Below are 26191 nucleotides of genomic sequence, written 5' to 3' on the forward strand. Positions count from 1 at the left end.
AGATTGGGAGGATTCCGATATAATAAGCTTTTGACTATGGACCAGGTCGATCAAATGACAAAAGCATCCTCTCTTTCCGCCATCGGTATTGCTGTCGCAATTGTTGGCGCTGCCTATATGGGTTACGCACACTTCCACGATAAACCCGATTATCTGCAAGCCGCTGAAACCCGAGTCAGCTCTTATCTCACCAGTGACTATGGCCGCGTTTCCTGCAACAGCACGCAGGTGAAGGGCCAGCAGTGGCATCTTGAGTGCCACAACGTAGCGAAAAGCAAAAACTTCGAATATGACGTCTATCCTGCTGAAGAGGCGCCCTATGCCGTATCACGCGCATTTTACCTTGAAGCGGTTAACGATAACGCCATTCAAAGCGCCAGTCAGGGGCTGATGAAATATCTGCAAATTAGTACAGCAGCGAATAATGTCCAGTCGTGATAATGCCGGATGGCGTTTGTTTAATATTCGTTTATGAAATGAATGGTAGTTTATTATGCGATCCGCTACCGGTTATGGAATACCGGACGTAGATACCAAAATACAAATCTATCCATGCAAGCATTTACCGCCAGATTATGGCGGTTTTTTTTGCGTTAAATTCAGCGAATATCGGCATGACACTGGCGGGCTAAATACTGTTTTCGGTATTGCGCAGGCGAAAGATCATACTGCTGGCGAAAATGGTGGCGCAGGGTAGCGGAATGGCCGAACCCGGTTTGTTCTGCGATGCTGTCGATACTTAAGCGGCTATTTTCCAGAAACTCCTTTGCCCGCAGCAGCCGTTCGTTCAGTAGCCAGCGCGCGGGCGTGGTTCCCGTGGCATTCGCAAAACGGCGCAGAAAGGTTCGCTCACTCATTCCCACACGACGCGCCAGGGAACTCACGCTGTGGTTCACCGTCAGCTGCTGATGCAGAAAATCAAACAGTTGCCCGAATCGCTGGCTCTCTCGCAATACCGCGACCGGACGGCTCACCTGCTGCGTTTGTGCGCCATCGCGATGCGGCTGAATCACCAGACGGTGCGCCACACGGTTCGCTGCGTCCATGCCATAATCACGCCGGACGACGTGCAGGCACAGATCGATTCCGGCGGCGCTGCCCGCCGAGGTGAGAATTGTCCCTTCGTCCTGATAAAGCACATCTTCAATCACCTCAATTGCCGGAAAGCGCGTTTTCAGTGTCTCTGTATAGCGCCAGTGCGTGGTGGCTTTTCGCCCGTCAAGCACGCCCGCTGCGGCCAGCACGAACACGCCGGAACAGATTGAGAGCAGATGGCAGCCGCGCGCGTGGGCATGGCGAAGCGCCTCGCACAGTGCAGGCGGAACGGTTTCCTCCACACCGCGCCAGCCGGGGACGATAATCAGGTCGGCCTGTTCCAGAAGTGTTAAATCACCGTCTGCCACCATTCTGATCCCGCCCGTTGCCCGCAGCTCGCCTTGCTCCACGGAAGCCACGCTAAACCGATACCAGTCATCGCCCATTTCCGGGCGCGGCAGGCCGAAAATCTCGACCGCCACGCCAAACTCGAAAGTACACAGACCGTCGTACGCCAGGGCAACCACCCGCGGGCGCGGGACCTGTCGTAAGTTTGTCATCATTTTGCTGTTTTCTGGCATAACCGCAGGCATTCACTGACTCAATTTTTGGATAACGTACTGTTAACACAAACGCCATACAGGAGAAAGTACCATGAGTTATGTCACTGAGTTTCCCGCCGCCGACCCACAAGAGTCTGTCGCCCATTTTCTGCGCCGTCTGAGCGTGGAAACGGACTGCGCCGACGTGCACCACGCCATAGCCCATCATCAGCAGGATTTTGTACTGCTGCACGTCGTGGGCCGCCCGGAGCAATTTGCCCGCCGTCATTTGCCGGGGGCGATCCATTTGCCCTGGTCGGCGATGAACGCCGAAACCATGGCGCAGTGGCCGCAGGATACCCTGTTTGTGGTGTACTGCGCCGGACCGCACTGCAACGGCGCAGATCGGGCGGCGCTGAAGCTTTCCCGCCTCAGCTTGCCGGTCAAAATCATGATCGGCGGCATCACTGGCTGGGAAGATGAAAACTTCGCCTTTGCCACGGATGATTGACCTGAAGATGAAAAAAATTCATCTGCCATGAAATTTTCTCGTTTGCTGCAACGCAGGGGTTATGACATCTTTTTGGACATATAGCCATCCAGAAGTCTAAAAGTTCAATTACTGAATTATCACTGTTGGCAATCAAATGCTGGCAGCAAAGGAGAGAATCATGCAACGACAACACGCCCCGTACCGTGCCGATGTGGTAGGCAGTTTTTTACGTCCCGATGCGATTAAAGAGGCGCGAGCGAAATTCGCCAGCGGTGAGATTGACGCCAGTCAGCTGCGTGCCGTTGAAAACGACGCCATCCGTCAGGTGGTGGAGCAGCAGTGCGCCTGCGGCCTGCACGTGGTGACGGACGGTGAGTTTCGTCGCGCCTGGTGGCACTTTGATTTCTTCGACGGTTTACAGGGCGTGGAACGCTACGATTCGAACCAAGGTATCCAGTTTAACGGCGTGCAGACCAAGGCCCACGGCGTGCGCGTTACCGGCAAACTGGGCTTTGGCGACCATCCGATGCTGGAAGATTTCCGCTATCTGAAAAGCATCAGCGGCAACGCCCAGCCGAAAATGACCATCCCAAGCCCGAGCGTGCTGCATTTCCGTGGCGGGCGTAAAGATATCGACGCGACGGTTTACCCGGAACTGGACGCCTATTTCGACGATCTGGCGACCACCTGGCGTGATGCGATCCATGCATTTTATGAAGCGGGCTGCCGGTATCTGCAGCTGGACGACACGGTCTGGGCCTATCTCTGTTCTGACGATCAGCGCCGCCAGATCAAAGCGCGCGGGGACGATGCGGATCAGCTGGCCCGTACCTATGCCCGCGTGCTGAACAAAGCGCTGGAAGGCAAACCGGATGATTTGACCATCGGTCTGCATGTCTGTCGCGGCAATTTCCGCTCCACCTGGATCTCCGAGGGCGGTTATGAGCCGGTGGCCGAAGTGCTGTTTGGTTCGGTCAACGTGGACGCGTTCTTCCTCGAATATGACAACGACCGCAGCGGTGATTTCGCGCCGTTACGCTTTGTTCGTCCCGGCAAGCAGCAGGTGGTGCTGGGCCTGATCACCACCAAAAATGGCGAACTGGAAAACCCGGAAGGGGTAAAAGCGCGCCTGGAAGAGGCGGCGCAATACGTGGCAAAAGAGCAGATTTGCCTCAGCCCGCAGTGCGGTTTTGCCTCGACGGAAGAGGGCAACACCCTGACGGAAACCCAGCAGTGGGACAAAGTGCGTCTGGTGACGCAGATCGCTGACGAAGTCTGGTAATGCTTCGGGCACAGCGTTGCACTTTATTAATGCAGCGCTGTGCCATTCTGAGTCGTTTCCCGCCGTTTACTGCCTTTACCCTCCTGAAATTCCGTGATTTTCCATCCTGGCATCCTTTTTGCTCTCCTGAAAATGACACGTTTGATTCTGCGTCCAGGTTGTACCGGACGTTTTCGCACAGCTTGTTTTTCAGGAGTGAAAATATGCACCGTCGTACCTTAATCAAAGCTTTCGCACTGTCTGCTTCCGTTGTCGCAATGGGGATGAGTTTCGGCGTGCAGGCTGCCGATACGATTAAAATCGGGATCATGCACTCGCTCTCCGGCACGATGGCGATCTCAGAGACGCCGCTGAAAGACGTGGCGCTGATGACCATTGATGAAATCAACGCCAAAGGCGGCGTGCTGGGTAAAAAGCTCGAACCGGTGGTGGTAGACCCGGCCTCGAACTGGCCGCTGTTTGCAGAAAAAGCGCGTCAGCTTTTAAGCCAGGATAAAGTCGCGGCGGTCTTTGGCTGCTGGACTTCTGTATCGCGCAAATCGGTATTACCGGTCTTCGAGGAGCTGAACGGGCTGCTGTTCTATCCGGTGCAGTATGAGGGCGAAGAGATGTCGCCAAACGTGTTTTATACCGGTGCGGCACCCAACCAGCAGGCCATTCCTGCTGTCGAGTATCTGATGGGTGAGGATGGCGGGAGTGCCAAACGCTTCTTCCTGCTGGGGACCGACTACGTTTACCCACGCACCACCAATAAAATCCTGCGCGCTTTCCTGCATTCCAAAGGGGTTCAGGATAAAGACATTGAAGAGGTCTACACCCCGTTTGGTCACAGCGATTACCAGACTATCGTCGCCAATATCAAGAAATTCTCCGCTGGCGGCAAAACGGCGGTGGTCTCCACCATCAACGGCGACTCCAACGTTCCATTCTATAAAGAGCTGGCAAACCAGGGCGTGAAAGCGACGGATGTGCCGGTGGTGGCGTTCTCCGTGGGTGAAGAGGAGCTGCGCGGCATCGACGCTAAACCGCTGGTGGGTAACCTCGCCGCCTGGAACTACTTCGAGTCTGTCGATAACCCGACCAACCAGACGTTCGTCGCCGCGTATAAAGCCTACGCCAAAGCGCACAAACTGCCGAACGCCGATACGGTAGTCACTAACGATCCGATGGAAGCCACCTACGTGGGCATTCATATGTGGGCGCAGGCGGTAGAGAAAGCCGGTACCACCGACGTGGACAAAGTGCGTGCCGCCATGGCCGGACAATCCTTCAAAGCGCCGTCAGGCTTTACGCTGACCATGGATGAAACCAACCACCATCTGCATAAGCCGGTAATGATTGGCGAAATCGAAGGCGATGGCCAGTTCAACGTGGTCTGGCAGACCGATAAAACCGTCCGTGCTCAGCCGTGGAGCCCGTTCATTCAGGGCAATGATAAAAAGCCCGACCAGCCGATGAAAACCGCCAGTAACTAAGCCTAATCGCACGGAGAAAAGCCATGAGCGTAATGCGAATGTTCGTCGCAATAGTCTGGCTTGCCGGTCTGCTGCCAGGGATGGCGCAGGCGTCGGATGCGGACAACTTTGTCGCCGCAAGCCGCAGCCAGCAAACCGCATTGCTGGAACACTGGGCCGTCGCGCCGGATGTCAAACGCCTGCCGCTGTTGCAGGCCCTGCAGAAAGAGAACCTGTTTGCTGACGGGCAGAAGCACGCTTTTGCCCGCGTCAATGGCGAGATGGTCGCGCTGGGTGAGGCGTCGACGGTGGAGGGTGAGCCGAAAGCGGTCCGTCTGACCAACCGCCTGCGGGTGTTGGCCTCGACGGCGCTGTCCACGCACCTGCTCGCCAGTGACAACGTCACGCAAAGGGCGCGTGCCGCGCTTCAGTTGCAGCGCGATGCCACGCCGGACATGCTGAACATGTTGCAGCAACGTCTGCTCGTCGAGAAGGATGACGGCGTGCATCAGGCGCTGGAAGTGGCGCTGGCAAATCTCCAGCTGGTCAGCCCACAGGCGGAGGTGCGTTTGCAGGCGGTTGAGCTGCTGGGGCATTCAGCCGATCCGGAAACCCAGACCCGTCTGTTGCCTTATACCCAGCCCCAAACGGAACCCGACGCCCGCGTGCGCGAGGCGGCGGAAAACAGCCTGAGCAAAATCCAGCATCGTCTGCTGATAAGCGATCTGCTGGGGCAGGCCTTTATGGGGCTGTCGCTGGGGTCCGTACTGCTGCTGGCGGCGCTGGGACTTGCGATCACCTACGGCTTGCTGGGGGTGATCAATATGGCGCACGGCGAAATGTTGATGCTGGGCGCCTACTGCACGTGGATGGTTCAGCAAATGATGGCGCAGTTTATGCCCCAGTGGCTGGCATTTTACCCGGTGGTGGCGCTGCCGGTGGCCTTCCTGGTGACTGCCGGTATCGGTATGGCGCTGGAGCGCACGATTATTCGCCATCTCTACGGTCGACCGCTGGAAACGCTGCTCGCGACCTGGGGCATCAGCCTGATGATTATCCAGATTGTGCGCATGACCTTCGGCGCGCAGAACCTGGAAGTGGCTAACCCGGCGTGGCTGTCGGGGGGCGTGCAGGTGTTTGCCAATCTGATCCTGCCGTGGAACCGTCTGGTGGTGCTGGGATTTGTGCTGCTGGTCCTGTTCTTCACCTGGCTTATCCTCAACAAAACCCGCCTGGGGCTAAACGTGCGGGCGGTGACGCAAAACCGCAGTATGGCCGCCTGCTGCGGCGTGCCGACCGGGCGCGTCGATATGCTGGCGTTTGGTCTGGGATCGGGGATCGCGGGATTGGTAGGCGTGGCGCTGTCGCAGCTCGGTAACGTCGGGCCGGAACTCGGGCAGGGTTACATCATCGATTCGTTCCTCGTGGTGGTGCTGGGCGGTGTCGGCCAGCTGGCAGGCAGCGTGGCGGCAGCATTTGGCCTCGGGATCTTCAACAAAATTCTTGAACCGCAAATGGGTGCCGTGCTCGGCAAAATCCTGATTCTGGTGGCGATCATTCTGTTTATTCAGAAGCGTCCTCAGGGGTTGTTTGCACTTAAAGGGAGGGTGACAGACTGATGAGCCAGCCGCTGACGTTAACCCTGGCGCGAAAAGCGCCACGCTTTATCCCGCTTTTTGGCAGCCTGATACTTGCCATTTTGCTGGTCCTGCCGTTTCTGGCGCTGCTGCCGGCCAGCCATCCGCTGGCGGTCTCGACCTGGATGCTGACGCTTGTCGGGAAGATCCTCTGCTATGCGATCGTTGCCGTCGCCCTCGACCTGGTCTGGGGTTATGCCGGAATGCTGTCTCTGGGGCACGGTATTTTCTTTGCTCTCGGCGGGTATGCGATGGGGATGTACCTGATGCGTCAGGCGTCGGGCGAAAGCCTCCCGGCGTTTATGTCGTTTCTCTCCTGGAGCGAACTGCCGTGGTTCTGGTGGGGCACTCAGCATTTTGCCTGGGCGATGCTGCTGGTGGTGATGATCCCTGGCCTGCTGGCGCTGATCTTCGGCTGGTTTGCCTTTCGCTCAAAAATCAAAGGGGTCTATTTTTCGATCATGACCCAGGCGCTGACCTACGCAGGCATGCTCCTGTTCTTTCGCAATGAAACCGGCTTTGGTGGCAACAACGGTTTTACCGGGTTTACCACGCTGCTGGGTTTCTCGGTGACGGCAACCACCACGCGTATCGCCCTGTTTCTGGCTACCGTTGTCCTGCTGGTGGCCTCGCTTGCCATCGGTTTTGCGCTGGCGAAGAGCAAATTTGGCCGCATCCTGACGGCGGTGCGCGATGCGGAAAACCGCCTGACGTTTTGCGGCTACGATCCGCGTGGTTTTAAACTGCTGGTCTGGACGCTTTCGGCGGTGCTGTGTGGGCTTGCCGGGGCGCTGTACGTCCCACAGGTGGGGATTATCAATCCCGGCGAAATGTCGCCAACTAACTCCATTGAAGCCGCGATTTGGGTGGCTCTTGGTGGGCGAGGAACGCTGGTCGGCCCGGTGATTGGCGCGGCGCTGGTCAACGGTGCGAAAAGCTATTTCACCGTGGCGATGCCGGAATACTGGCAGCTGTTTCTCGGCGGAATTTTTATCGCCGTCACGCTCTTTTTACCGCGCGGCGTCTACGGGCTTTTTCGTAAGGGAGAGAAATAATGCAACCAGCCGAAGGACTCTTTACCCGGCAGTTGCCCGGCGACCGCTTTCGCGATCAGACCGACCCGGTGCTCCAGCTGGAGTCGATTAACGTCAATTTCGATGGTTTTCAGGCGCTGACGGATCTGTCGCTTAACATTGGCGTGGGTGAATTGCGTTGCGTCATTGGGCCTAACGGCGCGGGGAAAACCACGCTGATGGACGTGATTACAGGCAAAACGCGGCCACAAAGCGGGCGGGCGATTTACGATCAGTCGATAGATTTAACGGGTCTCGATCCGGCGGCGATTGCACGCCAGGGGATCGGGCGCAAATTCCAGAAACCGACCGTGTTCGAAGCCCTGACGGTGTGGGAAAACCTGGAGCTGGCGATGAAGGGCGATAAATCCGTGTGGGCCAGTCTGCGTGCGCGTTTGACGTCAGAGCAGAGCGACCGTATCCACGAGATGTTAACGCTGCTGCGCCTGAGCGCCGAGCGCGACCGGCGCGCCGGGATGCTTTCTCACGGGCAAAAGCAGTTTCTGGAAATCGGCATGCTGCTGGTACAGGAGCCGCATTTGCTGCTGCTCGATGAGCCTGCCGCCGGGATGACGGATGCAGAAACCGAATATTCGGCAGAGCTGTTTCGCACGCTTGCCGGGAAACACTCCCTGATGGTGGTCGAGCACGACATGGGCTTTGTTGAAACCATCGCCGATCACGTCACCGTTCTGCATCAGGGGCGAGTGCTGGCGGAAGGCTCGCTGCGCGAGATGCAGGCCAACGAGCAGGTGATTGAAGTCTATCTGGGACGCTAAAGGAGCCGTCATGCTACAGGTTAACGAACTGAATCAATATTACGGCGGCAGCCACATTTTACGCGGCGTGAGTTTTGATGCGCCCGGCGGGGAGGTCACCTGCTTGCTCGGGCGCAACGGCGTGGGAAAAACAACCTTACTCAAATGCCTGATGGGGCTGATTCCGGCGCGCAGCGGGGAGATTGTCTGGCAGGGCAAAACCATCACTCACGCCAGGCCGCACCATCGCGTGCAGTCTGGTGTGGCGTACGTGCCGCAGGGGCGTGAGATTTTTCCGCGTCTGACGGTGGAGGAAAACCTGTTGCTGGGGATGTCGCGTTTTTCCGCACGAGAGGCAAAAAGCGTCCCGGAGGATATCTGGCAGCTGTTTCCGGTGCTCAAAGAGATGAAGCACCGTCGCGGGGGCGATCTCTCTGGCGGGCAACAGCAGCAGCTGGCAATTGGCCGCGCGCTGGCAAGCCGTCCGCAGCTGCTGATCCTCGATGAGCCAACAGAAGGCATTCAGCCATCAGTGATTAAAGAGATTGGCGTGGTGATCCGCCAGCTCGCCAGCCGGGGCGATATGGCGATTTTACTGGTGGAGCAGTTCTATGATTTTGCCGCGGAACTGGCGGATAACTATCTGCTGATGTCGCGCGGAAGCATCATTCAGCGCGGGCGTGGAGAAAACATGGAGCAGGAGGGCGTTCGCGGCTTAGTGGCGATCTGAGGGTTATTGTTTTTTGAAATGTTATATTATAACATTCGCATTCTCATAACATGGAGTGAGGATCGCGTTTTGGCAGCACATATTGGAAAATTTGCAATGACTCTGGGGGCGCTGCTGGTCAGCGGCCATCTGTTTGCCCACTCGCACGGTCACCAGATGACCGAAGCGGAACAACAAGCGGCGAACGGGGTATTCGAGGATAAAGACGTTAAAGACCGCACGCTCTCCGACTGGGACGGTACCTGGCAGTCCGTTTATCCTTTCCTGGTTGACGGTTCACTGGATCCGGTTTTCAAAAAGAAAGCGGAAAAAGAGGGAAGCAAATCCTTTGGCGAGGTGAAAGCCTACTATCGCAAAGGATACGCCACGGACGTAGACACCATCGGCATTGAAAATAACGTGATGGAGTTTCACACCGGCAAAACGGTGGCGAGTTGTCATTATGACTACAGCGGGTTCAAGATCCTGACCTACGCGTCAGGCAAGAAGGGCGTGCGTTACCTGTTTGAGTGTAAAGACGCCAGCTCTAAAGCACCAAAATTTGTGCAGTTCAGCGACCACACTATCGGCCCGCGTGCCTCGGCGCATTTCCATCTTTTTATGGGCAATACCTCCCATGAGGCGCTGCTGAAAGAGATGGATAACTGGCCGACCTATTATCCGAATGAGATGTTTAAAAAGCAGGTGGTGGAGGAGATGTTGCACCACTAAGGTTCCTGCAAGACATGCTGTTAAACGCCGGGCACGCAAAACGCAGCCCGGCAACACGCTACGCCGTTTCCACTCGCTCAGCCCAGGGCTTCACGCTCATCCCGCGCAGGATCATCAGCCAGGCCACCACAATCGCAACCATCATAATCACAAACAGCGACCAGTGCGGCAGGTGGGTCAGAATAAGCCCGGTAATCATCGGGTTCGCCGCCGCGCCCAGCCAGCCCAGCGCCTGCGCCGAGAAGTAGCTCGCTTTCATCCCCGGCGGCGCGATGTTATCGATCAGCAGATATTCACCCGGTGCATAGATAATCTCGCCGATGGTAAACACCGCCGAGGCAATTCCCCAGTAGATCAAATTGGTGCCCGAGAGCATAAACCCGCCCAGCCCGAGCAGGAAGAAGAGTGTCCCGAGCGCCATCAGCGGACGAATGTTGCTGGCCTTCAGCCTGCGGCCGATAAAATATTGCAGAGAGACCACCATCGCGGCGTTGGCAGGCAGCACCACGGCGACCACTTTTTCTGCGAATTCACTGGTGTAATCCGCCGCCAGTACATACTGGGAGATACAGCTGGCGAATGAGCCACCGACGTAAGAGGCCAGCAGACCAGAGAGCGTATACCAGAACAGCGCCCGGTCGCGAAGCAGCACCGAGGGTTGCCACGGAACGGTGACGTTGTCACTGTCTGCCGCAATGCTCTTTTGCACATACACCTGAATAAACACCAGCGGCAGCGCGGCGCAGAAGGCCGCCAGCCAGAACGGCAACTGCAGGCTGTACATCACCAGCAGCGTGCCAATCGGCGGCCCGACCGTCCAGCCGATATTCAGAAAACTGTAGTTGAGAGAGAAGACGCGCGCTTTCTCGCCAGGCGTCAGTACATCTGCAAACCAGGCTTTGAGTACGGTTGAGAACACAGAGTACGCGCAGTTAATCACCGCGAAGAACAGCACCACCAGGGTGACATTATTCACCAGCGGAATGGCCACGAAACCGGCGATAAACGCCAGAATCGACAGCAGCATGTAGCGCTTTTTATCGAACTTATCCGCCAGGATGCCAAACCCCATGCTGAACACCACGCCAATGGTCAGGGCAATGGTCAGGGCATAGCCGATATTCGCCACGCTCATCTGGTAAACGCGCGTGAGGTAGATGGTCATAAAGGGCAGCGTGGCCCCCCGACCGATGGTTAACAGTAATGACGATGCCAACAACGCTGCGGTTGAGCGCCTGAGTGATGATTTCATTTTCCTGCCCGACATATGCTTATGCTTTTTTTATGTCTCAATGATTATCACGCCATAAGGGGAGTTGTATACCACCCAATTTTTCCGTAAGCGCTTTGTCTGACTGCCAGAATTAATGATCTTTTCCTCACTCGCTTTTTTCGTTACCTTGAATCTGTTTACAAAAATTTAATAAATCAGGGGCAGGGTATGACGCGCAAAGACGGACTGCTGGCGTTGCTGGTGGTCGTGGTATGGGGACTGAATTTTGTGGTGATTAAAGTGGGGCTGCACAATATGCCTCCGCTGATGCTCGCCGGTTTGCGCTTTTTACTGGTGGCCTTCCCGGCGCTGTTTTTTGTCGCCCGTCCAAAGATCCCGTTTCGTCTGCTGCTCGGCTACGGCCTGACCATCAGCTTTGGTCAGTTTGCCTTTCTGTTCTGCGCCATCAAATTTGGGATGCCAGCCGGGCTGGCGTCGCTGGTGTTACAGGCGCAGGCTTTCTTCACCATCATTCTTGGCGCGTTTGTCTTTGGTGAGCGTTTACAGGGCAAACAGCTGGCGGGGATTACGCTTGCGGTATTTGGCGTGCTGGTGCTCGCCGAAGCGAGTCTGAACGGTCAGCACGTGGCGATGCTGGGCTTTATGCTCACACTGGCCGCAGGGCTGAGCTGGGCGTGCGGAAATATCTTCAACAAGCTCATTATGCAGCACGAGGCGCGCCCGGCGGTGATGTCGCTGGTGGTCTGGAGCGCGCTGATCCCGGTCATTCCGTTTATGGTGGCGTCGCTGATGTTTGACGGCCCGGCGCTGATGCTGAAAAGCCTGATTGAGATCGACCTCACCACCATTTTGTCGCTGGTGTATCTGGCCTTCGTCGCGACGATTGTCGGGTATGGCATCTGGGGTACGCTGCTCGGGCGTTATGAAACCTGGCGCGTGGCGCCGTTGTCGCTGCTGGTGCCGGTGGTCGGGCTGGCGAGTGCGGCAATTCTGCTGGGCGAAAAACTGACGATGCTGCAACTGATCGGCGCGGTGCTGATCATGGCCGGGTTGTACATCAATGTCTTTGGATTGCGGCTGCGTCGGGCGACGCGCATCAGGGGATGAAAAAAGCCCCGCAAACGCGGGGCAAAAACGAATCAGAGGTCGTGCTGATTGTAATACGGCACGCCTAATTCGTCGGATTTGTCGCTACCCGCACCCATATGATTGAAATCAAACGGTGATTGATCGTGTGCGGTAGGCAGAACCATCGTGGTGCGGCTGTTCTGCTGATTAGCGTGAGTGGTTTGCTCCGCAAAAGTCTGGCCGGAGACCAGCACCAGTAAGGTGAGAGCGGCGGAGGCGATACGTTTCATGATTTCCTCGGTTACGTCTTATTACAGGCGATTAGCAATTACAATGTGTTAGCGGATGCAGATAGCGGGATTCGCCGGGCATACTGGTGATTCGGTACTTGTGCGGCGGCACGTCGAAATAGTTCTTGAACGTGCGGGTCAGGGTTTGTTGCGATTCAAACCCATAACGCTCAGCCAGATACAGAATCGGCTCGTTGCTCTCTTTCAGTTTCTGCGCAATTTCCGTCAGCTTACGGCTGCGGATGTATTGCCCTAAAGAATGACCGGTCTCTTTTTTGAACATCCGTTGCAGGTGCCATTTTGAGTAACCTGAACGCTCAGACACCTTCTCAAGTGAGAGCGGCGATTCCAGGTTATCTTCGATCCAGTCCAAAATGCTATGAATAGTGATGGCGTCATTATTGCGTCTGGACATCGTCATACCTCTTCTGTTTACGGCAGGATTTTCTTCAGCAAATGCTCAAGAGTGACCACTTCATCCGCCGTTAAGTTTTTTGTTAGTTCCTGGTGCAGTGTTTGTCCTACTAACTCATGACAGCGTTCGCACATGGCCGCACCATCGCTGGTGAGCTGCACCAGTACGCCGCGCTTGTCATTGGGGTTAGGTCGCCTTTCAATCCATCCTTTGCAGACAAGACGATCGAGCATGCGCGTGAGCGCGCCAAGGTCGACAGAGAGCACCTTTTTCAGCTCAACCGGGGTGATGCACACTTCGCAGCGAATGGAGCACAGCACTTTGAACTGGGTCGCAGTGATGTCCATCGGAGACAGATAGTCGTTGAGCAGGCGATCTTTTTTCTGGTTCACCATATGAATAAGACGGCCCAGTGGAATAATTTCGTTAAAGAGATCACTGGTGCTTTTCACAATGGTTGCCCTGGCAAGTAGTTTAATCACGGCAGATATTATTGCTCAGGCAAGTATAAGTCAACCGAATGTATCCGCCGATGCCACGATTTGCTAAAACGTTTCATGAACTTTTTTTGAGTCCTTTTAAATCATAAACATAACGCAGGGTTATCGTAATTCAGCGGAAAACACTGCTTACGTTGTCTGCGTGGCTGTGTCAGGCCATTTCACCGTATACTGTCAGTGTTGATTATGGATAAGGACGACGACGCACTATGGTGGAATTAATTCAGGCAATAGGACTTGGGCTGGTGGTGCTGTTGCCGCTGGCGAACCCGTTAACAACCGTGGCGTTGTTTTTAGGGCTGGCGGGCAACATGAACAGTGCCGAACGTAACCACCAGTCGTTGATGGCGTCGGTGTATGTTTTCATCATTATGATGGTGGCCTATTACGCCGGACAGGTGGTGATGAATACCTTCGGAATTTCGATTCCCGGGTTACGAATTGCAGGGGGCTTAATCGTCGCCTTTATCGGTTTCCGCATGCTGTTCCCGGCGCACAAAGCCCATGAATCGCCGGAAGCGAAAAGCAAATCGGAAGAGATGGAGTCTGAGCCTTCCGCTAATATCGCATTTGTACCGCTCGCCATGCCAAGCACGGCAGGGCCAGGGACGATAGCGATGATCATCAGCTCCGCGTCAACGGTACGTGATGGCACAACCTTCTCCGCGTGGGTCGTCATGGTGGCGCCACCGCTGATCTTTGCCATTATCGGCGTCATTTTGTGGGGATGTTTGCGCAGTTCCGGCGCGATCATGCGTTGGGTGGGTAAAGGCGGTATCGAGGCGATTTCCCGTCTGATGGGCTTCCTGCTGGTCTGTATGGGTGTGCAGTTTATTATTAACGGCGTACTGGAAATTATTAAGACCTACCACTAAAACAGCCGGGCCTACACAATCTGTAGGCCCGGGCAATTGCTACTTTTTTCGGCAGACATCACCCATGATGTGTCTGCTCTTCTAGCGCCACCGGCCATTTGCGGAAGATCAGAATCGACCAGATCAACGCTGCCAGCGCCGGAATCGCCCCCAGATAGCCAATCGCTGACATAGAAAAATGCAGGCTGATCTGATTTCCCACCAGCGCACCCGCGCCGATGCCTAAATTGAAGATCCCGGAGAAGAGCGACATCGCTACATCGGTGGCATCCGGTGCCAGCGCCAGGACTTTAACCTGCATACCGAGGCCGATAATCATCATCGCCACGCCCCAGCAAATACTCAGTATCGCCAGATTTGTTTCGCTGCCTGCCGCCGGCATCAGCAACACCAGACACAGCATCAGGGCACCGATAGCGCCGCTCACCAGTAGCGACGCGTGCTGATTGCCCAGTTTACCAAACAGGATACTGCCGATAATGCCAGCCCCACCGAGAAGCAGCAGCAAGACCGTTGCAAAATTAGCGCTAAAGCCCGCGACAACCTGCACAAAAGGTTCAATATAGCTGTAGGCCGTGTAGTGGGCGGTAACGACAATGACCGTCAGCAGATAAATACTCATCAGCGCCGGGCGGCGGAACAGCACCGGCAGGCTTTTAAGCGAGCCAGAGTGTTCACTCGGTAATTTCGGCAGGAGTTTGATCAGGCACAGCAGGGTGATTAATGCGCCCATACCGATGGCAAAGAAGGTGGTTCTCCAGCCGAAATACTGCCCGACGATGCGCCCGATAGGCAGGCCGAGCACCATCGCCAGCGCGGTGCCGGTCGCCAGCAGGCTCAGCGCCTGCGCGCGTTTACCTGCAGGTGCCAGTCGAATGGCCAGCGAGGCGGTAATCGACCAGAAAATGGCGTGAGCGAACGCAATACCGATGCGGCTTATCACCAGCACGGTAAAGTTCCAGGCGAGGAACGACAGCACATGGCTGGCGATAAACAGCACAAACAGGCCAATCAACAGCTTGCGTCGCTCCATCTGGCTGGTCAGCAGCATAAACGGCAGGGACATCAGCGCTACCACCCACGCGTAGATGGTCAGCATGATCCCGACCTGCGCAGTTTCCATCTGGAAACTTTGAGCGATATCGGAAAGCAGACCCACGGGAACAAATTCCGTGGTATTGAATATAAACGCGGCAATGGCAAGCGTGACCACACGTAGCCACGCGACCTTGCGTGAAACTGTGTTCGAAGGCATAAGATTTGGGGTTCGTTGCTGAAAAGATGAGAGGGCGATCTTAAAGCCTTAACTGGCTAAAAGACAATCATTATGTGATGCAGATCTCAATATTTTGCTTATTCGTCCTGTAGCGAAGGACGTTGTTTTCCTTGAATATAAAGAACAGCACAATAAAAACAGGCGGTACGACGATGCAAGAAATTGATTTTTATCTGGTGGATGCCTTCAGCGATAAAGCCTTTGGTGGCAACGCCGCCGCAGTGTGTCCGCTGGAGGAGTGGCTTCCGGACGAGACGTTGCTCAGCATGGCGAAGCAACATAATCAGTCGGAGACGGCGTTCTTCGTACGTACGGACGAAGGTTTTGAGCTGCGCTGGTTTACGACACTTGATGAGATTGACCTGTGCGGGCATGCCACGCTGGCGGCGTCGCATGTGATCTTCGAATATCTCGACTATCCGCATACGGAAATTACCTTCACTACCCGTTTTGTCGGCAAACTGACCGTGAAGCGCAACGGCGACTGGCTGACGCTCAACTTCCCGGCGTGGGCGAGTGAGTCCGTCGATAATCCTCCGGCGCTGCTGTTTTACTCCCTTGGGATCACCAGCGCGAAAGAGGTTCGCGTGGCGCGAGACTATATGGTGGTGCTGGAAAACCAGCAGCAGGTTGAGTCCATCAGCCCGGATATCTCATCCATGATCCCGCTCGACAAAATGGTCTGTATTACGGCCCCCGGTGACGAAGCGGATTTCGTCAGCCGCTTCTTCTGCCCAGGCGAAGGCGTGCCAGAAGATCCGGTGACAGGCTCCACCCACAGTATGCTGATTCCCTACTGGAGCGAAAAGCTCGGCAAAACGCAGATGCAGGCGCGCCAGGTGTCGGCCAGAGGCGGGGATCTGCGCTGTGAGCTACAGGGCGACCGGGTGCTGATTGGCGGGCAAGCCACGCTGTATCTCAAAGGAAAAATCTTCCTGCGCCAATAGGGTTCGCCTATCCGTCTACATGCCCGCAGCCTGCGGGCATGCTGCCAGTAGGGGGAGAGGTTATCGCGGTTTAAATATAATGACTGTATATAATTACAGTGTCCCGCATTTTTGGCACCCTTTATCAGGCAATCCTCAAACGAGGTGCAGAGATAAGTTAAAAGTATGAACACCTGAACCGAGGTGGCAGCTATGTTGATAACAAACAACAAAAGGAGCCTGCCATGTATTCCATTACCTCTGAATCTGCCTCTCATCCGGATATTGTGGCGCTGATCGCCGCCCTGGACAGCTATCAAACTGAGCTTTACCCGGCGGAAAGCAACCATCTGGTCGATCTCACCCAGCTGGCGGCGGGGTCGCTTTTAATGATGGTGATCCGTGATAACCAGCTGAATGCCGTGGGCTGCGGGGCGATCGTGCTCAACGGCGACGGCAGCGGGGAGATGAAACGGGTGTATATCGATCCCACCCATCGCGGACAAAGGCTTGGGGAAAAACTGCTGGCGGCACTGGAAGACGAAGCCCTGAGCCGCCACTGCCACACGTTGCGCCTCGAAACCGGTATCAAGCAGCACGCGGCTATCCAGCTGTATGAGCGCTGCGGTTATCAGGCGCGCCCGGCGTTTCCGCCCTACGACGAAGATCCGCTGAGCCTGTTTATGGAGAAGGTGCTGGTGGCTGACGTTCGTTTAGCAGTGCTATAAACGCTTCAAGCTGACGCGTCATTGCGCCGCGTCGCCACACCAGCCAGGTCGTGAGCCAGCGCCAGTTTTCTGCCAGCGGCCACGCCTCCACCTGAAGATGCCCCGGCATGCTCTCCAGCATCGAGCGGGGCATCAGCGCAATACCTGCGCCCGCAATCACACAGGCCAGCATACCGTGGTACGACTCCATCTCATGGATCCGCCCCGGCGTGGCGCGGTCTGCGTGAAACCAGCTCTCCAGATGCCGTCTATAGGAGCAATTAGCGCGAAACGCATACACGTCCCGACCGCTTACCTGCGTGGCGCGCGACACCTTTTCATGCCCGGCGGCGGCGACCAGCATCATCTCTTCCTGATAGACCGACATCCCGTCCAGCTCCGGATGCGAGAGCGGCCCGTCGACAAACGCTGCGCTCAACGTGCCCTCCAGCACGCCATCAATCATCGTGCCGGAAGGTCCGGTGGACAGGGCGAACTGGATGCGCGGATAGCGCTGGTTAAACTGCGCCAGGGATTCAGGAATGCGCACCGCGGCGGTGCTCTCCAGCGCCCCCAGAGCGAACAGCCCCTGCGGCTCATCCCCGGCGACCACCATCCGCGCCTCATCGACCAGGGCGAGGATCTGCTTGCTGTAGCGCAGAAAGTTATGCCCGGCGGGTGAGAGGCGCAAACGCTGGTTTTCACGGATAAACAGCTCAACGCCAAGATCCGCCTCCAGCTGTCGGATTCGGGTGGTCAGGTTGGACGGCACACGATGCACCTTTTGCGCCGCCTGGGTGATGCTCCCGGTCTGGGCGACGGCGTTAAACATTTCGAGCTGAGTTAAATCCATAGCATTCTCTTTTCGTGAATAAGTGAGTCAGTATTATTCATTTTTAAGAAATAGCAGAGTGAGCCACAATCAATCAACCCTTATTACGTGGAGAAGACTATGACTCATTCACCGGCTACCCATGCGCTGTCAGTTAATCCGGCTAACGGCGAAACCCTCGCGACCTATCCGTGGGCCACCGCCGCCGAGGTAGATCAGGCAATCGCGCGGGCGGATCGCGGTTTCTGTCAGTGGCGCAATGAAAGCGTTACTCACCGGGCGCAGAAACTGCGCGATCTTGCTACCGCACTGCGGGCGCGCGCAGAAGAGATGGCGCAAATGATGTCCCGTGAGATGGGTAAACCTATTTTGCAGGCACGCGCCGAAGTGACGAAATCTGCCGGTCTGTGCGACTGGTACGCCGAGCACGGCCCGGCGATGCTGGCTGCGGAACCGACGCAGGTTGAAAATCAAAAAGCGGTGATCGAGTATCGCCCGCTGGGACCGGTGCTGGCAGTGATGCCGTGGAACTTCCCGCTGTGGCAGGTGCTGCGCGGGGCGGTACCGATTCTGCTCGCCGGTAACAGCTATCTGCTTAAACACGCGCCGAACGTTCTGGGGTCGGCGACGCTTATCGGCGAGATGTTCGCGGATGCCGGTTTTGCGCCAGGGGTGTTTGGCTGGGTCAACGCCACGAACGACGGCGTCAGCCAGGCGATTAACGATCGTCGCATCGCTGCGATTACCGTCACCGGGAGCGTACGTGCCGGGGCGGCGATTGGCGCCCAGGCGGCTGCGGCTCTCAAAAAATGCGTGCTGGAGCTGGGTGGGTCCGATCCCTTTATTGTGCTGAACGATGCGGATCTGGATCTGGCCGTGAAAGCGGCCGTCGCCGGGCGCTATCAGAATACCGGACAGGTGTGCGCGGCCGCTAAACGCTTTATTGTCGAAGAGGGTATCGCTGAGCAGTTTACCGAACGCTTTGTTGCGGCCGCTGCGGCACTGAAAATGGGCGCGCCCGATAACGAAGAGAACTATCTGGGGCCGATGGCGCGGTTCGATCTGCGTGATGAACTGCATCAGCAGGTGCAGGCGACGCTTAACGAGGGCGCAACGCTTCTACTCGGCGGAGAGAAAGTGGCCGGTGCGGGGAATTACTATCCGGCGACCGTATTAGGCAACGTCACCCCAGAGATGACCGCGTTTCGTCAGGAGCTGTTCGGGCCGGTCGCCGCGATCACCGTGGCGAAAGACGCGGAACATGCCCTGATGCTTGCAAACGACAGTGATTTTGGTCTGTCGGCGACCGTGTTTACCGCCGATGCGCAACGTGCCGAGGCGTTTGCTCGCCAGCTGGAGTGTGGCGGGGTGTTCATTAATGGCTTCAGCGCCAGCGATGCGCGCGTGGCCTTTGGCGGCGTGAAGAAGAGCGGCTTTGGTCGTGAGTTATCTCACTTCGGATTGCATGAGTTCTGCAATATCCAGACCGTATGGAAAGACCGCGTGTAGGTCTTGTTAAACTTGCTTAAAAGGCCTTCACCGCGAAGGCCTTTGTCATTTTTGTGTCATGGTTCTGTCATTTGCGTTTCGTAGACTCCCACGCGTCTAACGTACTGTTACAGAAGAATATTATGAACCTAACGCAAATTTTTAGCCGTATTGCGAAGCGTCAGTTTGGTCTGCTGGCGGGCATCTTTTGTATTATCGGGCTTTTCTCCGCCCTGCAGCTCTCATCGTCAATTCTCCTGACCGCCTCGCTTCGTGATGCCCAGCGCAATGAACAACAAAATCAGCTGGCGCAACAGCAGCAAAGCAAACTGGATCTGGCGCGTGTCTCCCTGCTGGCGGCAAGCGATCTGCTCAATCGCTCGGGCGTCTATTTTATGCAGGATAAAGAGACCGGCTCTGAAGGGAGCTGGAACAGCCTGATGGATGAAGCGCAAAAGGCGCTTAATGCTTCCCAGGAGGCCTGGAAGGGCTGGCTGGCGCTGAATCCGCCCAAAGACGAGGCGCTGATTAATAGCTATCAGTTATTCTACGGCGCCATCAATGAGCAGGCGGAAGGGCTGGTAAAGACCCACTCCATTGACGCCTTTTTTGCCGTCCCCGCCCAGGCGTTTCAGACCGACTTTAATGATAACTACGCGCGCTATCAGCAGCTGAGCGAGCAACGAGCAGGAGAAGGGCGCCAGTCGCTGATGGATCGCCTCGCCGATTTGCACTCGCTGTTCCTGCTGGCGCCAGTGGTCCTGCTGCTGATTGCGGTGGCGGTGTGGTTTGGGATGTCGCGCTGGGTGATTGCCCCGCTGCGCAGGCTTATCGCTCATATTAACCAGCTCGCTGCCGGAGATCTCTCAGGTGCCGCACCAGCTGTAAACAGTTTTAACCGCGAAATCGGGCAGTTGAGCGCCAGTATTAGCACCATGCAGCGCGGATTACAGCAGCTGGTGACGCAGGTGAGTGAAGCCACAACCGCAATGGTAGAAAACATCGGCGAACTGGCGGAAGGCAATCAGAAGCTGTATCAGCAATCCGCGCGGCAGGCCCAGGAACTGAGCGACGTGACGGCGCACATCGCCACGCTGGAAACCCACGTGGAGGGCAATACCGGGTACGCGAAGCTCGCCAGCTCGCGTGCGGATGAGGCACGTAAGACGGCGGCGGGGGGCGATATCATGATGTCGACCGTTAATGCCTCCATGCAGGCGATCGTAGAACGATCGTCAGAGATGCGCGGGATCGTCTCGATGATCGACAGCGTGGCGTTTCAGACAAACATTCTGGCGCTGAACGCCGCTATTGAAGCCGCCCATGCGGGCAATCAGGGGCGAGGGTTTGCGGTTGTCGCGCGTGAGGTGGGATTGCTGGCGAGAAAAAGCAGTCACTCGACGCAAACCATTCAGGAGCTGATTAATCACTCGTTACAGGGAATTGAAGACGGATCGAAAGCGGTGGTGAAGCTTGAGAACAACCTGCAGCAGGTGACCGGGCTGGTGGCAAATCTGAGCGGTCTGCTTGACGATATTTCTGCTGCCACGATGAGTCAGGGGGAGAGTATTCATCAGATGACGCGCCAGCTGCAGGCGCTGAATCAGGTGTCGCAACAGACGGATGTACTGGTGACCACCGCCTCCCAGGCGTCGCGTCGCTTACACGATGAGTCGTATTTGCTGATGCAGGCGGTTTCGCGTTTTCGTCTTCCCGCCTGACGCGACACATTCGCCTCTGTTATACTCGCAGCCCGTTTTTGGCCTCCAGGCAAGGAGCAACATGTGGCTGCGGTCATCGATAATCAGATGCTGGAAGAGATTCTGGCGCAGGTTCGTCCATTAATCGGGCAGGGAAAGGTTGCCGATTACATTCCGGCGCTGGCGTGCGTCAGTGGCAATAAGCTGGGTATCGCCATTTGCACCGTGAAAGGTGAGCTTTATCAGGCCGGCGATGCCGCCGAGCGCTTTTCGATTCAGTCGATCTCCAAAGTGTTAAGTCTGGTTGCGGCGATGCGTCAGTATGACGAAGACGAGATCTGGCAGCGGGTGGGGAAAGATCCTTCCGGTCAGCCGTTTAACTCGCTGCTCCAGCTGGAAATCGAACAGGGCAAACCGCGCAATCCTTTTATCAACGCCGGTGCGCTGGTGGTCTGCGACATGCTGCAGAGCCGTCTTAGCGCGCCGCGTCAGCGAATGTTGGAGATTGTGCGCCAGCTGAGCGGCGTTTCGGATCTGAGTTACGATGCTAACGTTGCTCGCTCTGAGTTTGAACATTCGGCGCGAAACGCCGCCATCGCCTGGCTGATGAAGTCTTTCGGTAATTTCCACAACGATGTGGCTACCGTGCTGCAAAACTATTTCCACTACTGCGCGCTGAAAATGAGCTGCGTGGAACTCGCGCGTACTTTCCTGTTTCTGGCCGACCAGGGCTTCTCCTCGCTGCATAATCAGGCAGTTGTCACGCCGATGCAGGCGCGTCAGGTCAATGCACTGATGGCGACAAGCGGGATGTATCAGAACGCCGGGGAATTTGCCTGGCGCGTCGGGCTGCCCGCTAAATCAGGCGTTGGCGGCGGGGTGGTGGCCATTGTCCCTCACGAAATGGCGATTGCGGTCTGGAGCCCGGAACTGGATGACGCCGGGAACTCGCTGGCAGGCGTGGCGGTGCTGGAGCAACTCACCCAGCGGCTGGGGCGGTCCGTCTACTGATGAACACCCTTGACGATCTGTTTGCCCGGCTGGGGCGATCAACCTTTCGTTCTCGCTTCAAACTGGGCGCGAAAGAGCGGCAGTACTGCTGGGATAAAGGGGCGGAAACTATCGATCAACACGCCGCGGATTTCGTTGCCCGTCGTCTGGCGGCGGCCATGCCCGTCAACGACGGCAAGCAGACCCCAATGCGCGGGCATCCGGTCTTTATCGCCCAGCATGCTACGGCAACCTGCTGTCGCGGTTGTCTCGCTAAATGGCACCATATTCCCCAGGGCGAGGCGTTAAATGCCGATCAGCAGCGTTACATTGTGACGGTCATCCACCACTGGCTGGTGCTGCAAATGAACGCCCAACCTTGATGGGTTATGCATGCCGGCTATGTATGTTATAGATACGTGCTAATCTTTTATTATTCTGCTGATGACCGCGAAATAATTGCGCTAAGCAATTATATGGATTGATATTTGATGCCTTCTTCTTTGACATCCTTTAAGCCTTTTCTGCCCGATAATCCGCTTCGCAATGCGGTCGGTATTTTTATTCTGACCACGCTGTTCTATTTTATTGGTGCGGAACTGCGTCTGGTGGAAGCGCTCTCACTGTTCTGGCCGCTGAATGGCGTAATGGCCGGGGTATTTGCCCGTTACGCGTATCTTAACCGCCTGCACTATTACGCGGTGTCCTATGTCGCGATGCTGATGTACGACGCGGTGACCACCAACTGGGGGATGGCCTCGGTGGTGATCAACTTCTCCAATATGGTGTTTATCGTGACCGTGGCGCTGCTGGTGACGCGGGACAGACGTCGGGGCCGCACGGTTCCGGACCCGATCAATGCCTTACGCCTGTTTAACTTTTGCCTTATCGCCGCGCTGCTATGCGCACTGGTGGGGGCGATGGGTTCCGTCGGAATCGACAGTCAAACTTTCTGGCCGCTGTTTGCCGACTGGTTTAGCGAGCAGTTCTCGACTGGCGTGCTGATTCTGCCGTGCCTGTTGACCGTTAAAATCCCTGAGATCAAGAACCCGGTGCGGGTAGAACACTTTATGCCCGTGGTGGCGCTGATCGTCTCTGTCCTGGCCTCGGTGGTGATCGGCGGGGCGGGCAGCCTGGCCTTTCCGCTCCCGGCGCTGATCTGGTGTGCGGTGCGTTATTCGCTTCCCGCGACCTGTCTGCTGACCTTTGTCACTGGCGGGGTGGAGATCATCCTGGTGGCAAACTCGATTATTAATATTGCCGTGGCGACGCCGCTTTCGACGCCGATGATGTTCTCTGCGCGTCTGGGCATCGCGACCATGGCAATTTGCCCGGTGATGGTCTCCGTGAGCGTGGCGGCGATTAACTCTCTGATTCATCAGGTGTCATTGCGCGCCGATTATGACTTCCTGACGCGCGTCTATTCGCGCTCAGGTTTGTATGAAGCGCTGAAACACGAGGAGTCCCATCGTCATCCCCGTTTTCTGACCGTGATGCTGCTCGATATCGACTACTTCAAAAGCATTAATGACAACTATGGTCATGAGTGTGGCGACCGGGTGCTGGCCTCTTTCGCCGGGCAGGTTCAGCAGGTGGTGGGCGAGGACGGGCTGGTGGCGCGCATGGGCGGGGAAGAGTTTGCGGTCGTGGCCAATACCGTTGATGCCCGTCAGGGCGTTGAGCTGGCAGAACGTATCAGAGAATCTGTTGCTTCGCATCCCTTCAGCTGGGGTCAGCACACGCTGTTTTTGACGGTGAGTATTGGGCTTGGGAGTGCGAAAGCAGAATCCTGGCAACTCACGGAGGTCTTTAATAAGCTGTTAGCCGAAGCCGACGAGTATCTCTATCGTTCGAAAAAAGCTGGGCGAAATCGTACCAGTGCGCGTCATCCAGACGATCTGCGCGTCGTCGAACCGCAAAAAAGTACGGAACAGATGTAAACGTATCCATCCCAGGCAGAATGCGGCCCTGATGTTATCACTTTGCTGATAAATTGCTTGCTACGTATTTTTAAGCTCAATAAGATACCGGTGATAACACATCGGAAAAATCGCGTAATGAACGGAACTGATAAACTGAGTAAAAACCATCGCTTACCAGGGAGTCGTTTTGTTAAACGCATGTATCTGATGCGTATCCTGGGCACCTTTCTCTGCTTTATTCCTATTCTTTCTGTCCTGACTGAACATCAACGTTCAGTGTGGCTAATGCTTTTGCTGGCGCTAAACGCGTTTGTCTGGCCGACCGTCGCCTGGCTGCGCGCCAGTCGGTCTTCTACGCCGCTGGCCGCAGAACATCAAAATCTGGTGATTGATGCAGGGGCGGGAGGGTTCTGGATCGCGATGATGGCCGTGAATCCGCTGCCCTCGGTGGTGATTGCCACGATCCTGCTGGCCGATCGTCTCTCCGCAGGCGGTTTTGCCCTGATGAAGCGCGCGGCGATAGCCATGCTGGCGGTGTTTCTCGCTGCCTGGCTGTTGCAGGGCATGGCGATTATTATCACCGTTTCGCAACAGACCATGTTTGCCACCTTGCCCCTGATTGCGATCTACATCATTGCGCTTAGCGTGCTGACGGACAGTATTGCCATTCGTCTGCGGATCAAATCCCGCGAGCTGGAGCGGATCGCGATGATGGATCCGCTGCTGGATATCGCGAACCGGCGCCTGCTGGAAAAGCGCATCGAACACGAGCTGAATAAACTTCAGCAGGCCTGCCGGGAATCGGCGCTGATGTTCATTGATATCGATAATTTTAAAGAAGTGAACGATCGTTTCGGGCATAAAGTCGGGGATGCGTTGCTCGCCTCGGTCTCGGAGATTTTACACATTGCCACACGTCAGACAGACACCCCGGCGCGGCTGGGCGGCGATGAGTTTGTGATCCTGCTTCCGGATACCAGCATCGATGAGGCGCACGTGGTGGCGTCGCGGATCATGGAGGCCGCCGCCATTATGCAAGATGTGGCGCACGAAACCGTCAATTGCACCCTCAGTATTGGCATAGCGGGGGCGACCCGCGAGATGTCAAACGTAACGGACTGGCTGCAGGCGGCGGACACTGCGCTTTACCAGGCTAAGCGCGGCGGTAAAAATCGAATTTTTGCGCACTGACAAGTCGTTTCTTTAGGCTAAGCTATTAAAAAGCTGCGTGTCAGGAGACATCATGAAAGCGCCCGCGATCCCTGCCAATGAATCAGACCGTCTGCTGTCCCTGCGTGATTCCAGGCTTTTGGAGTCGAACAACCATCAACCCTACGATCGCATCACCCGGCTGGCAAAACGCCTGTTTGCCGTGCCGGTGGCGAGGGTGAACCTGATCGACGAACGTTCGCTGGTGGCGCTCTCTTTAGACAATGCCATGGCCGCCGTTCTGCCGCGCAATCTCTCTTTCTGTGGGCATACGCTGTTTAACAACGCACCGCTGGTGGTGTCTGACCCGCGACATGATCCCCGTTTTGCCGATAATCCGCTGGTAAAAGGCCAGCCTGGCGTACGTTTTTACGCCGGGTATCCGCTGCGTCTGCCCGACGGCGCTATCGTCGGCACGCTGTGTTTGATGGACTATGTCCCCCGCGATTTTGTTGCGGCCGATCTTAACGCCCTGAGCGACCTGGCAGCGCTGGCGGAAGACGAGTTCGCTGCCGCCTGTGCGGCGACGACGGATGAGCTGACGGGGCTGTTTAACCGGCGTGGATTTAATCAGTTAGCGGCGTTTGCCTTATCCGGCGCCCGGCGTCGTGCAGAGCCATTGACGCTCGCCTGGATGGATCTGGACCGCTTCAGACAAATCAACGAACGCTACGGGCAGGCAGAAGGCGATGCGGCGCTGAAAGCCATGACCGAGCTGATGCGCACCTCGTTCCGTGAGGCGGATCTGCTGGTGCGTTACGGTAGCGATGAATTCGCGGTTCTGTTTGCCGATACGGATGAGCAGGGGGCCTGGATTGCGATGCAGTATCTCAATGAGCAGGTCGCGGAATACAACCAGCGGGGGCTGCATCCCTGGAGCCTGACATTCTCCTGGGGAATCTGTGAATTCGACCATCAGCAGGATGATTTGCAGCGCTGGCTACAGACCGCTCACGACAAAATCCTCGCCATGAAACAGCGATACAGTGCAGACAGCGGACATAATAAAAGCCTATGAATGGCGTGCTTGCGTTAAATAATTGT

Annotated in this window: 27 protein-coding genes; 20 read left to right on the forward strand and 7 right to left on the reverse strand. The window is 56.3% G+C overall.

Translation table 11 applies throughout. From position 1 onward, the window contains the following. Nucleotides 1–54: 54 nt before the first annotated feature. Nucleotides 55–438: a hypothetical protein gene (locus C0560_RS10420; protein ID WP_123428175.1), complete on the forward strand. Its 384-nt coding sequence runs from the start codon at nucleotides 55–57 to the stop codon at nucleotides 436–438. A gap of 161 nt (nucleotides 439–599) precedes the next feature. Here C0560_RS10420 and ftrA read toward each other — a convergent pair whose 3' ends face one another. Further along, the gene (ftrA, locus tag C0560_RS10425; protein ID WP_231275698.1) at nucleotides 600–1616 is read right to left on the reverse strand and encodes a transcriptional regulator FtrA; all 1017 of its coding nucleotides are present in this window, start codon (nucleotides 1614–1616) and stop codon (nucleotides 600–602) included. Between the two features lie 73 nt (nucleotides 1617–1689). Here ftrA and C0560_RS10430 point away from each other — a divergent pair, with 73 nt between their 5' ends. The 8 genes from C0560_RS10430 to zinT all read left to right on the forward strand — a co-directional run bounded on the left by C0560_RS10430 (nucleotide 1690) and on the right by zinT (nucleotide 9715). Then, nucleotides 1690–2088, forward strand: coding sequence for a rhodanese-like domain-containing protein (locus tag C0560_RS10430; protein ID WP_181827856.1), 399 nt, complete (start codon nucleotides 1690–1692; stop codon nucleotides 2086–2088). Between the two features lie 160 nt (nucleotides 2089–2248). Beyond that, nucleotides 2249–3352: a cobalamin-independent methionine synthase II family protein gene (locus tag C0560_RS10435; protein WP_181827857.1), complete on the forward strand. Its 1104-nt coding sequence runs from the start codon at nucleotides 2249–2251 to the stop codon at nucleotides 3350–3352. Between the two features lie 203 nt (nucleotides 3353–3555). Further along, nucleotides 3556–4827 carry an urea ABC transporter substrate-binding protein gene (gene urtA / locus C0560_RS10440; RefSeq protein WP_100780193.1) on the forward strand — a complete coding sequence of 424 codons (1272 nt, stop codon included), beginning with the start codon at nucleotides 3556–3558 and terminating at the stop codon, nucleotides 4825–4827. A gap of 23 nt (nucleotides 4828–4850) precedes the next feature. Further along, complete coding sequence (gene urtB / locus C0560_RS10445; protein ID WP_248860234.1) at nucleotides 4851–6425, forward strand: urea ABC transporter permease subunit UrtB; 1575 nt, start codon at nucleotides 4851–4853, stop codon at nucleotides 6423–6425. After that, complete coding sequence (gene urtC / locus C0560_RS10450) at nucleotides 6425–7498, forward strand: urea ABC transporter permease subunit UrtC (protein WP_102103704.1); 1074 nt, start codon at nucleotides 6425–6427, stop codon at nucleotides 7496–7498. The genes urtB and urtC overlap by 1 nt, the downstream gene beginning before the upstream one ends. After that, complete coding sequence (urtD, locus tag C0560_RS10455) at nucleotides 7498–8295, forward strand: urea ABC transporter ATP-binding protein UrtD (RefSeq protein WP_248860235.1); 798 nt, start codon at nucleotides 7498–7500, stop codon at nucleotides 8293–8295. Before urtC ends, urtD begins: the two co-directional genes overlap by 1 nt. Before the next feature lie 10 nt (nucleotides 8296–8305). After that, nucleotides 8306–9004, forward strand: a complete 699-nt coding sequence (gene urtE, locus C0560_RS10460) for an urea ABC transporter ATP-binding subunit UrtE (protein ID WP_100780189.1) — start codon at nucleotides 8306–8308, stop codon at nucleotides 9002–9004. A gap of 69 nt (nucleotides 9005–9073) precedes the next feature. Further along, nucleotides 9074–9715, forward strand: coding sequence for a metal-binding protein ZinT (gene zinT / locus C0560_RS10465; protein ID WP_248860237.1), 642 nt, complete (start codon nucleotides 9074–9076; stop codon nucleotides 9713–9715). A gap of 58 nt (nucleotides 9716–9773) precedes the next feature. Here zinT and ydeE read toward each other — a convergent pair whose 3' ends face one another. Beyond that, nucleotides 9774–10967, reverse strand: a complete 1194-nt coding sequence (gene ydeE / locus C0560_RS10470; RefSeq protein WP_123427951.1) for an efflux MFS transporter YdeE — start codon at nucleotides 10965–10967, stop codon at nucleotides 9774–9776. A gap of 189 nt (nucleotides 10968–11156) precedes the next feature. Here ydeE and eamA point away from each other — a divergent pair, with 189 nt between their 5' ends. After that, complete coding sequence (eamA, locus tag C0560_RS10475; RefSeq protein WP_194512485.1) at nucleotides 11157–12056, forward strand: O-acetylserine/cysteine exporter; 900 nt, start codon at nucleotides 11157–11159, stop codon at nucleotides 12054–12056. Nucleotides 12057–12088: 32 nt separating this feature from the next. Here the strand turns inward: eamA and marB are convergent, their stop codons facing one another. Genes marB through marR form a run of 3 tightly spaced genes read right to left on the reverse strand, consistent with a single transcriptional unit; the run spans nucleotide 12089 to nucleotide 13174 of the window. Continuing rightward, entirely contained in the window at nucleotides 12089–12307 is a 219-nt protein-coding gene (gene marB, locus C0560_RS10480; protein ID WP_100780185.1) for a multiple antibiotic resistance protein MarB, read from the reverse strand. Between the two features lie 31 nt (nucleotides 12308–12338). Then, nucleotides 12339–12722, reverse strand: a complete 384-nt coding sequence (gene marA / locus C0560_RS10485) for an MDR efflux pump AcrAB transcriptional activator MarA (RefSeq protein ID WP_142503360.1) — start codon at nucleotides 12720–12722, stop codon at nucleotides 12339–12341. Between the two features lie 17 nt (nucleotides 12723–12739). Further along, on the reverse strand, nucleotides 12740–13174 hold the full coding sequence (marR, locus tag C0560_RS10490; RefSeq protein WP_100780183.1) for a multiple antibiotic resistance transcriptional regulator MarR: 435 nt from the start codon (nucleotides 13172–13174) through the stop codon (nucleotides 12740–12742). A 257-nt stretch (nucleotides 13175–13431) separates the two neighbouring features. Here marR and C0560_RS10495 point away from each other — a divergent pair, with 257 nt between their 5' ends. Further along, nucleotides 13432–14097: a MarC family NAAT transporter gene (locus C0560_RS10495; RefSeq protein ID WP_100780182.1), complete on the forward strand. Its 666-nt coding sequence runs from the start codon at nucleotides 13432–13434 to the stop codon at nucleotides 14095–14097. Between the two features lie 58 nt (nucleotides 14098–14155). Here C0560_RS10495 and C0560_RS10500 read toward each other — a convergent pair whose 3' ends face one another. Further along, nucleotides 14156–15352 (reverse strand): sugar transporter, encoded by a 1197-nt coding sequence (locus tag C0560_RS10500; protein WP_107703584.1) that lies wholly within the window; start codon nucleotides 15350–15352, stop codon nucleotides 14156–14158. Between the two features lie 173 nt (nucleotides 15353–15525). Between C0560_RS10500 and C0560_RS10505 the strand changes: the two genes are divergently transcribed. Both C0560_RS10505 and C0560_RS10510 read left to right on the forward strand, forming a co-directional pair. Then, the gene (locus tag C0560_RS10505; protein WP_102103710.1) at nucleotides 15526–16320 is read left to right on the forward strand and encodes a PhzF family phenazine biosynthesis protein; all 795 of its coding nucleotides are present in this window, start codon (nucleotides 15526–15528) and stop codon (nucleotides 16318–16320) included. Between the two features lie 224 nt (nucleotides 16321–16544). After that, nucleotides 16545–17027 carry a GNAT family N-acetyltransferase gene (locus tag C0560_RS10510; protein WP_123427944.1) on the forward strand — a complete coding sequence of 161 codons (483 nt, stop codon included), beginning with the start codon at nucleotides 16545–16547 and terminating at the stop codon, nucleotides 17025–17027. Here C0560_RS10510 and C0560_RS10515 read toward each other — a convergent pair. Then, nucleotides 16981–17859, reverse strand: a complete 879-nt coding sequence (locus C0560_RS10515; RefSeq protein ID WP_248858475.1) for a LysR family transcriptional regulator — start codon at nucleotides 17857–17859, stop codon at nucleotides 16981–16983. The genes C0560_RS10510 and C0560_RS10515 overlap by 47 nt on opposite strands. 99 nt (nucleotides 17860–17958) lie before the next feature. Here C0560_RS10515 and sad point away from each other — a divergent pair, with 99 nt between their 5' ends. The 7 genes from sad (at nucleotide 17959) to C0560_RS10550 (ending at nucleotide 26165) form a co-directional block, all read left to right on the forward strand. Further along, nucleotides 17959–19347 (forward strand): succinate-semialdehyde dehydrogenase, encoded by a 1389-nt coding sequence (gene sad, locus C0560_RS10520; RefSeq protein ID WP_248858477.1) that lies wholly within the window; start codon nucleotides 17959–17961, stop codon nucleotides 19345–19347. A 122-nt stretch (nucleotides 19348–19469) separates the two neighbouring features. Next, nucleotides 19470–21047, forward strand: coding sequence for a methyl-accepting chemotaxis protein (locus C0560_RS10525; protein ID WP_248858478.1), 1578 nt, complete (start codon nucleotides 19470–19472; stop codon nucleotides 21045–21047). A 63-nt stretch (nucleotides 21048–21110) separates the two neighbouring features. Continuing rightward, nucleotides 21111–22037 (forward strand): glutaminase B, encoded by a 927-nt coding sequence (gene glsB / locus C0560_RS10530; RefSeq protein ID WP_100780175.1) that lies wholly within the window; start codon nucleotides 21111–21113, stop codon nucleotides 22035–22037. Further along, entirely contained in the window at nucleotides 22037–22399 is a 363-nt protein-coding gene (locus tag C0560_RS10535) for a DUF4186 domain-containing protein (protein WP_100780174.1), read from the forward strand. Before glsB ends, C0560_RS10535 begins: the two co-directional genes overlap by 1 nt. 108 nt (nucleotides 22400–22507) lie before the next feature. Next, nucleotides 22508–23956, forward strand: coding sequence for a diguanylate cyclase (locus C0560_RS10540; protein ID WP_123427934.1), 1449 nt, complete (start codon nucleotides 22508–22510; stop codon nucleotides 23954–23956). A gap of 180 nt (nucleotides 23957–24136) precedes the next feature. Beyond that, complete coding sequence (locus C0560_RS10545) at nucleotides 24137–25129, forward strand: diguanylate cyclase (protein WP_248860277.1); 993 nt, start codon at nucleotides 24137–24139, stop codon at nucleotides 25127–25129. A gap of 52 nt (nucleotides 25130–25181) precedes the next feature. Further along, complete coding sequence (locus tag C0560_RS10550; RefSeq protein WP_181827870.1) at nucleotides 25182–26165, forward strand: sensor domain-containing diguanylate cyclase; 984 nt, start codon at nucleotides 25182–25184, stop codon at nucleotides 26163–26165. Nucleotides 26166–26191 lie beyond the last annotated feature (26 nt).

The sequence above is a fragment of the Lelliottia sp. AC1 genome, from assembly GCF_023278595.1.
Classification (GTDB): Bacteria; Pseudomonadota; Gammaproteobacteria; order Enterobacterales; family Enterobacteriaceae; genus Enterobacter; species Enterobacter nimipressuralis.

What these genes read in the sequence shown, in the direction of transcription:
- C0560_RS10420 (WP_123428175.1), top strand. Translation starts at nt 55, where the DNA reads ATGACAAAAGCATCCTCTCTTTCCGCCATCGGTATTGCTGTCGCAATT.
- ftrA (WP_231275698.1), bottom strand. Translation starts at nt 1,616, where the DNA reads ATGCCAGAAAACAGCAAAATGATGACAAACTTACGACAGGTCCCGCGC.
- C0560_RS10430 (WP_181827856.1), top strand. Translation starts at nt 1,690, where the DNA reads ATGAGTTATGTCACTGAGTTTCCCGCCGCCGACCCACAAGAGTCTGTC.
- C0560_RS10435 (WP_181827857.1), top strand. Translation starts at nt 2,249, where the DNA reads ATGCAACGACAACACGCCCCGTACCGTGCCGATGTGGTAGGCAGTTTT.
- urtA (WP_100780193.1), top strand. Translation starts at nt 3,556, where the DNA reads ATGCACCGTCGTACCTTAATCAAAGCTTTCGCACTGTCTGCTTCCGTT.
- urtB (WP_248860234.1), top strand. Translation starts at nt 4,851, where the DNA reads ATGAGCGTAATGCGAATGTTCGTCGCAATAGTCTGGCTTGCCGGTCTG.
- urtC (WP_102103704.1), top strand. Translation starts at nt 6,425, where the DNA reads ATGAGCCAGCCGCTGACGTTAACCCTGGCGCGAAAAGCGCCACGCTTT.
- urtD (WP_248860235.1), top strand. Translation starts at nt 7,498, where the DNA reads ATGCAACCAGCCGAAGGACTCTTTACCCGGCAGTTGCCCGGCGACCGC.
- urtE (WP_100780189.1), top strand. Translation starts at nt 8,306, where the DNA reads ATGCTACAGGTTAACGAACTGAATCAATATTACGGCGGCAGCCACATT.
- ydeE (WP_123427951.1), bottom strand. Translation starts at nt 10,967, where the DNA reads ATGAAATCATCACTCAGGCGCTCAACCGCAGCGTTGTTGGCATCGTCA.
- eamA (WP_194512485.1), top strand. Translation starts at nt 11,157, where the DNA reads ATGACGCGCAAAGACGGACTGCTGGCGTTGCTGGTGGTCGTGGTATGG.
- marB (WP_100780185.1), bottom strand. Translation starts at nt 12,307, where the DNA reads ATGAAACGTATCGCCTCCGCCGCTCTCACCTTACTGGTGCTGGTCTCC.
- marA (WP_142503360.1), bottom strand. Translation starts at nt 12,722, where the DNA reads ATGTCCAGACGCAATAATGACGCCATCACTATTCATAGCATTTTGGAC.
- C0560_RS10495 (WP_100780182.1), top strand. Translation starts at nt 13,432, where the DNA reads ATGGTGGAATTAATTCAGGCAATAGGACTTGGGCTGGTGGTGCTGTTG.
- C0560_RS10500 (WP_107703584.1), bottom strand. Translation starts at nt 15,352, where the DNA reads ATGCCTTCGAACACAGTTTCACGCAAGGTCGCGTGGCTACGTGTGGTC.
- C0560_RS10505 (WP_102103710.1), top strand. Translation starts at nt 15,526, where the DNA reads ATGCAAGAAATTGATTTTTATCTGGTGGATGCCTTCAGCGATAAAGCC.
- C0560_RS10510 (WP_123427944.1), top strand. Translation starts at nt 16,545, where the DNA reads ATGTATTCCATTACCTCTGAATCTGCCTCTCATCCGGATATTGTGGCG.
- C0560_RS10515 (WP_248858475.1), bottom strand. Translation starts at nt 17,859, where the DNA reads ATGGATTTAACTCAGCTCGAAATGTTTAACGCCGTCGCCCAGACCGGG.
- sad (WP_248858477.1), top strand. Translation starts at nt 17,959, where the DNA reads ATGACTCATTCACCGGCTACCCATGCGCTGTCAGTTAATCCGGCTAAC.
- C0560_RS10525 (WP_248858478.1), top strand. Translation starts at nt 19,470, where the DNA reads ATGAACCTAACGCAAATTTTTAGCCGTATTGCGAAGCGTCAGTTTGGT.
- C0560_RS10535 (WP_100780174.1), top strand. Translation starts at nt 22,037, where the DNA reads ATGAACACCCTTGACGATCTGTTTGCCCGGCTGGGGCGATCAACCTTT.
- C0560_RS10540 (WP_123427934.1), top strand. Translation starts at nt 22,508, where the DNA reads ATGCCTTCTTCTTTGACATCCTTTAAGCCTTTTCTGCCCGATAATCCG.
- C0560_RS10545 (WP_248860277.1), top strand. Translation starts at nt 24,137, where the DNA reads ATGTATCTGATGCGTATCCTGGGCACCTTTCTCTGCTTTATTCCTATT.
- C0560_RS10550 (WP_181827870.1), top strand. Translation starts at nt 25,182, where the DNA reads ATGAAAGCGCCCGCGATCCCTGCCAATGAATCAGACCGTCTGCTGTCC.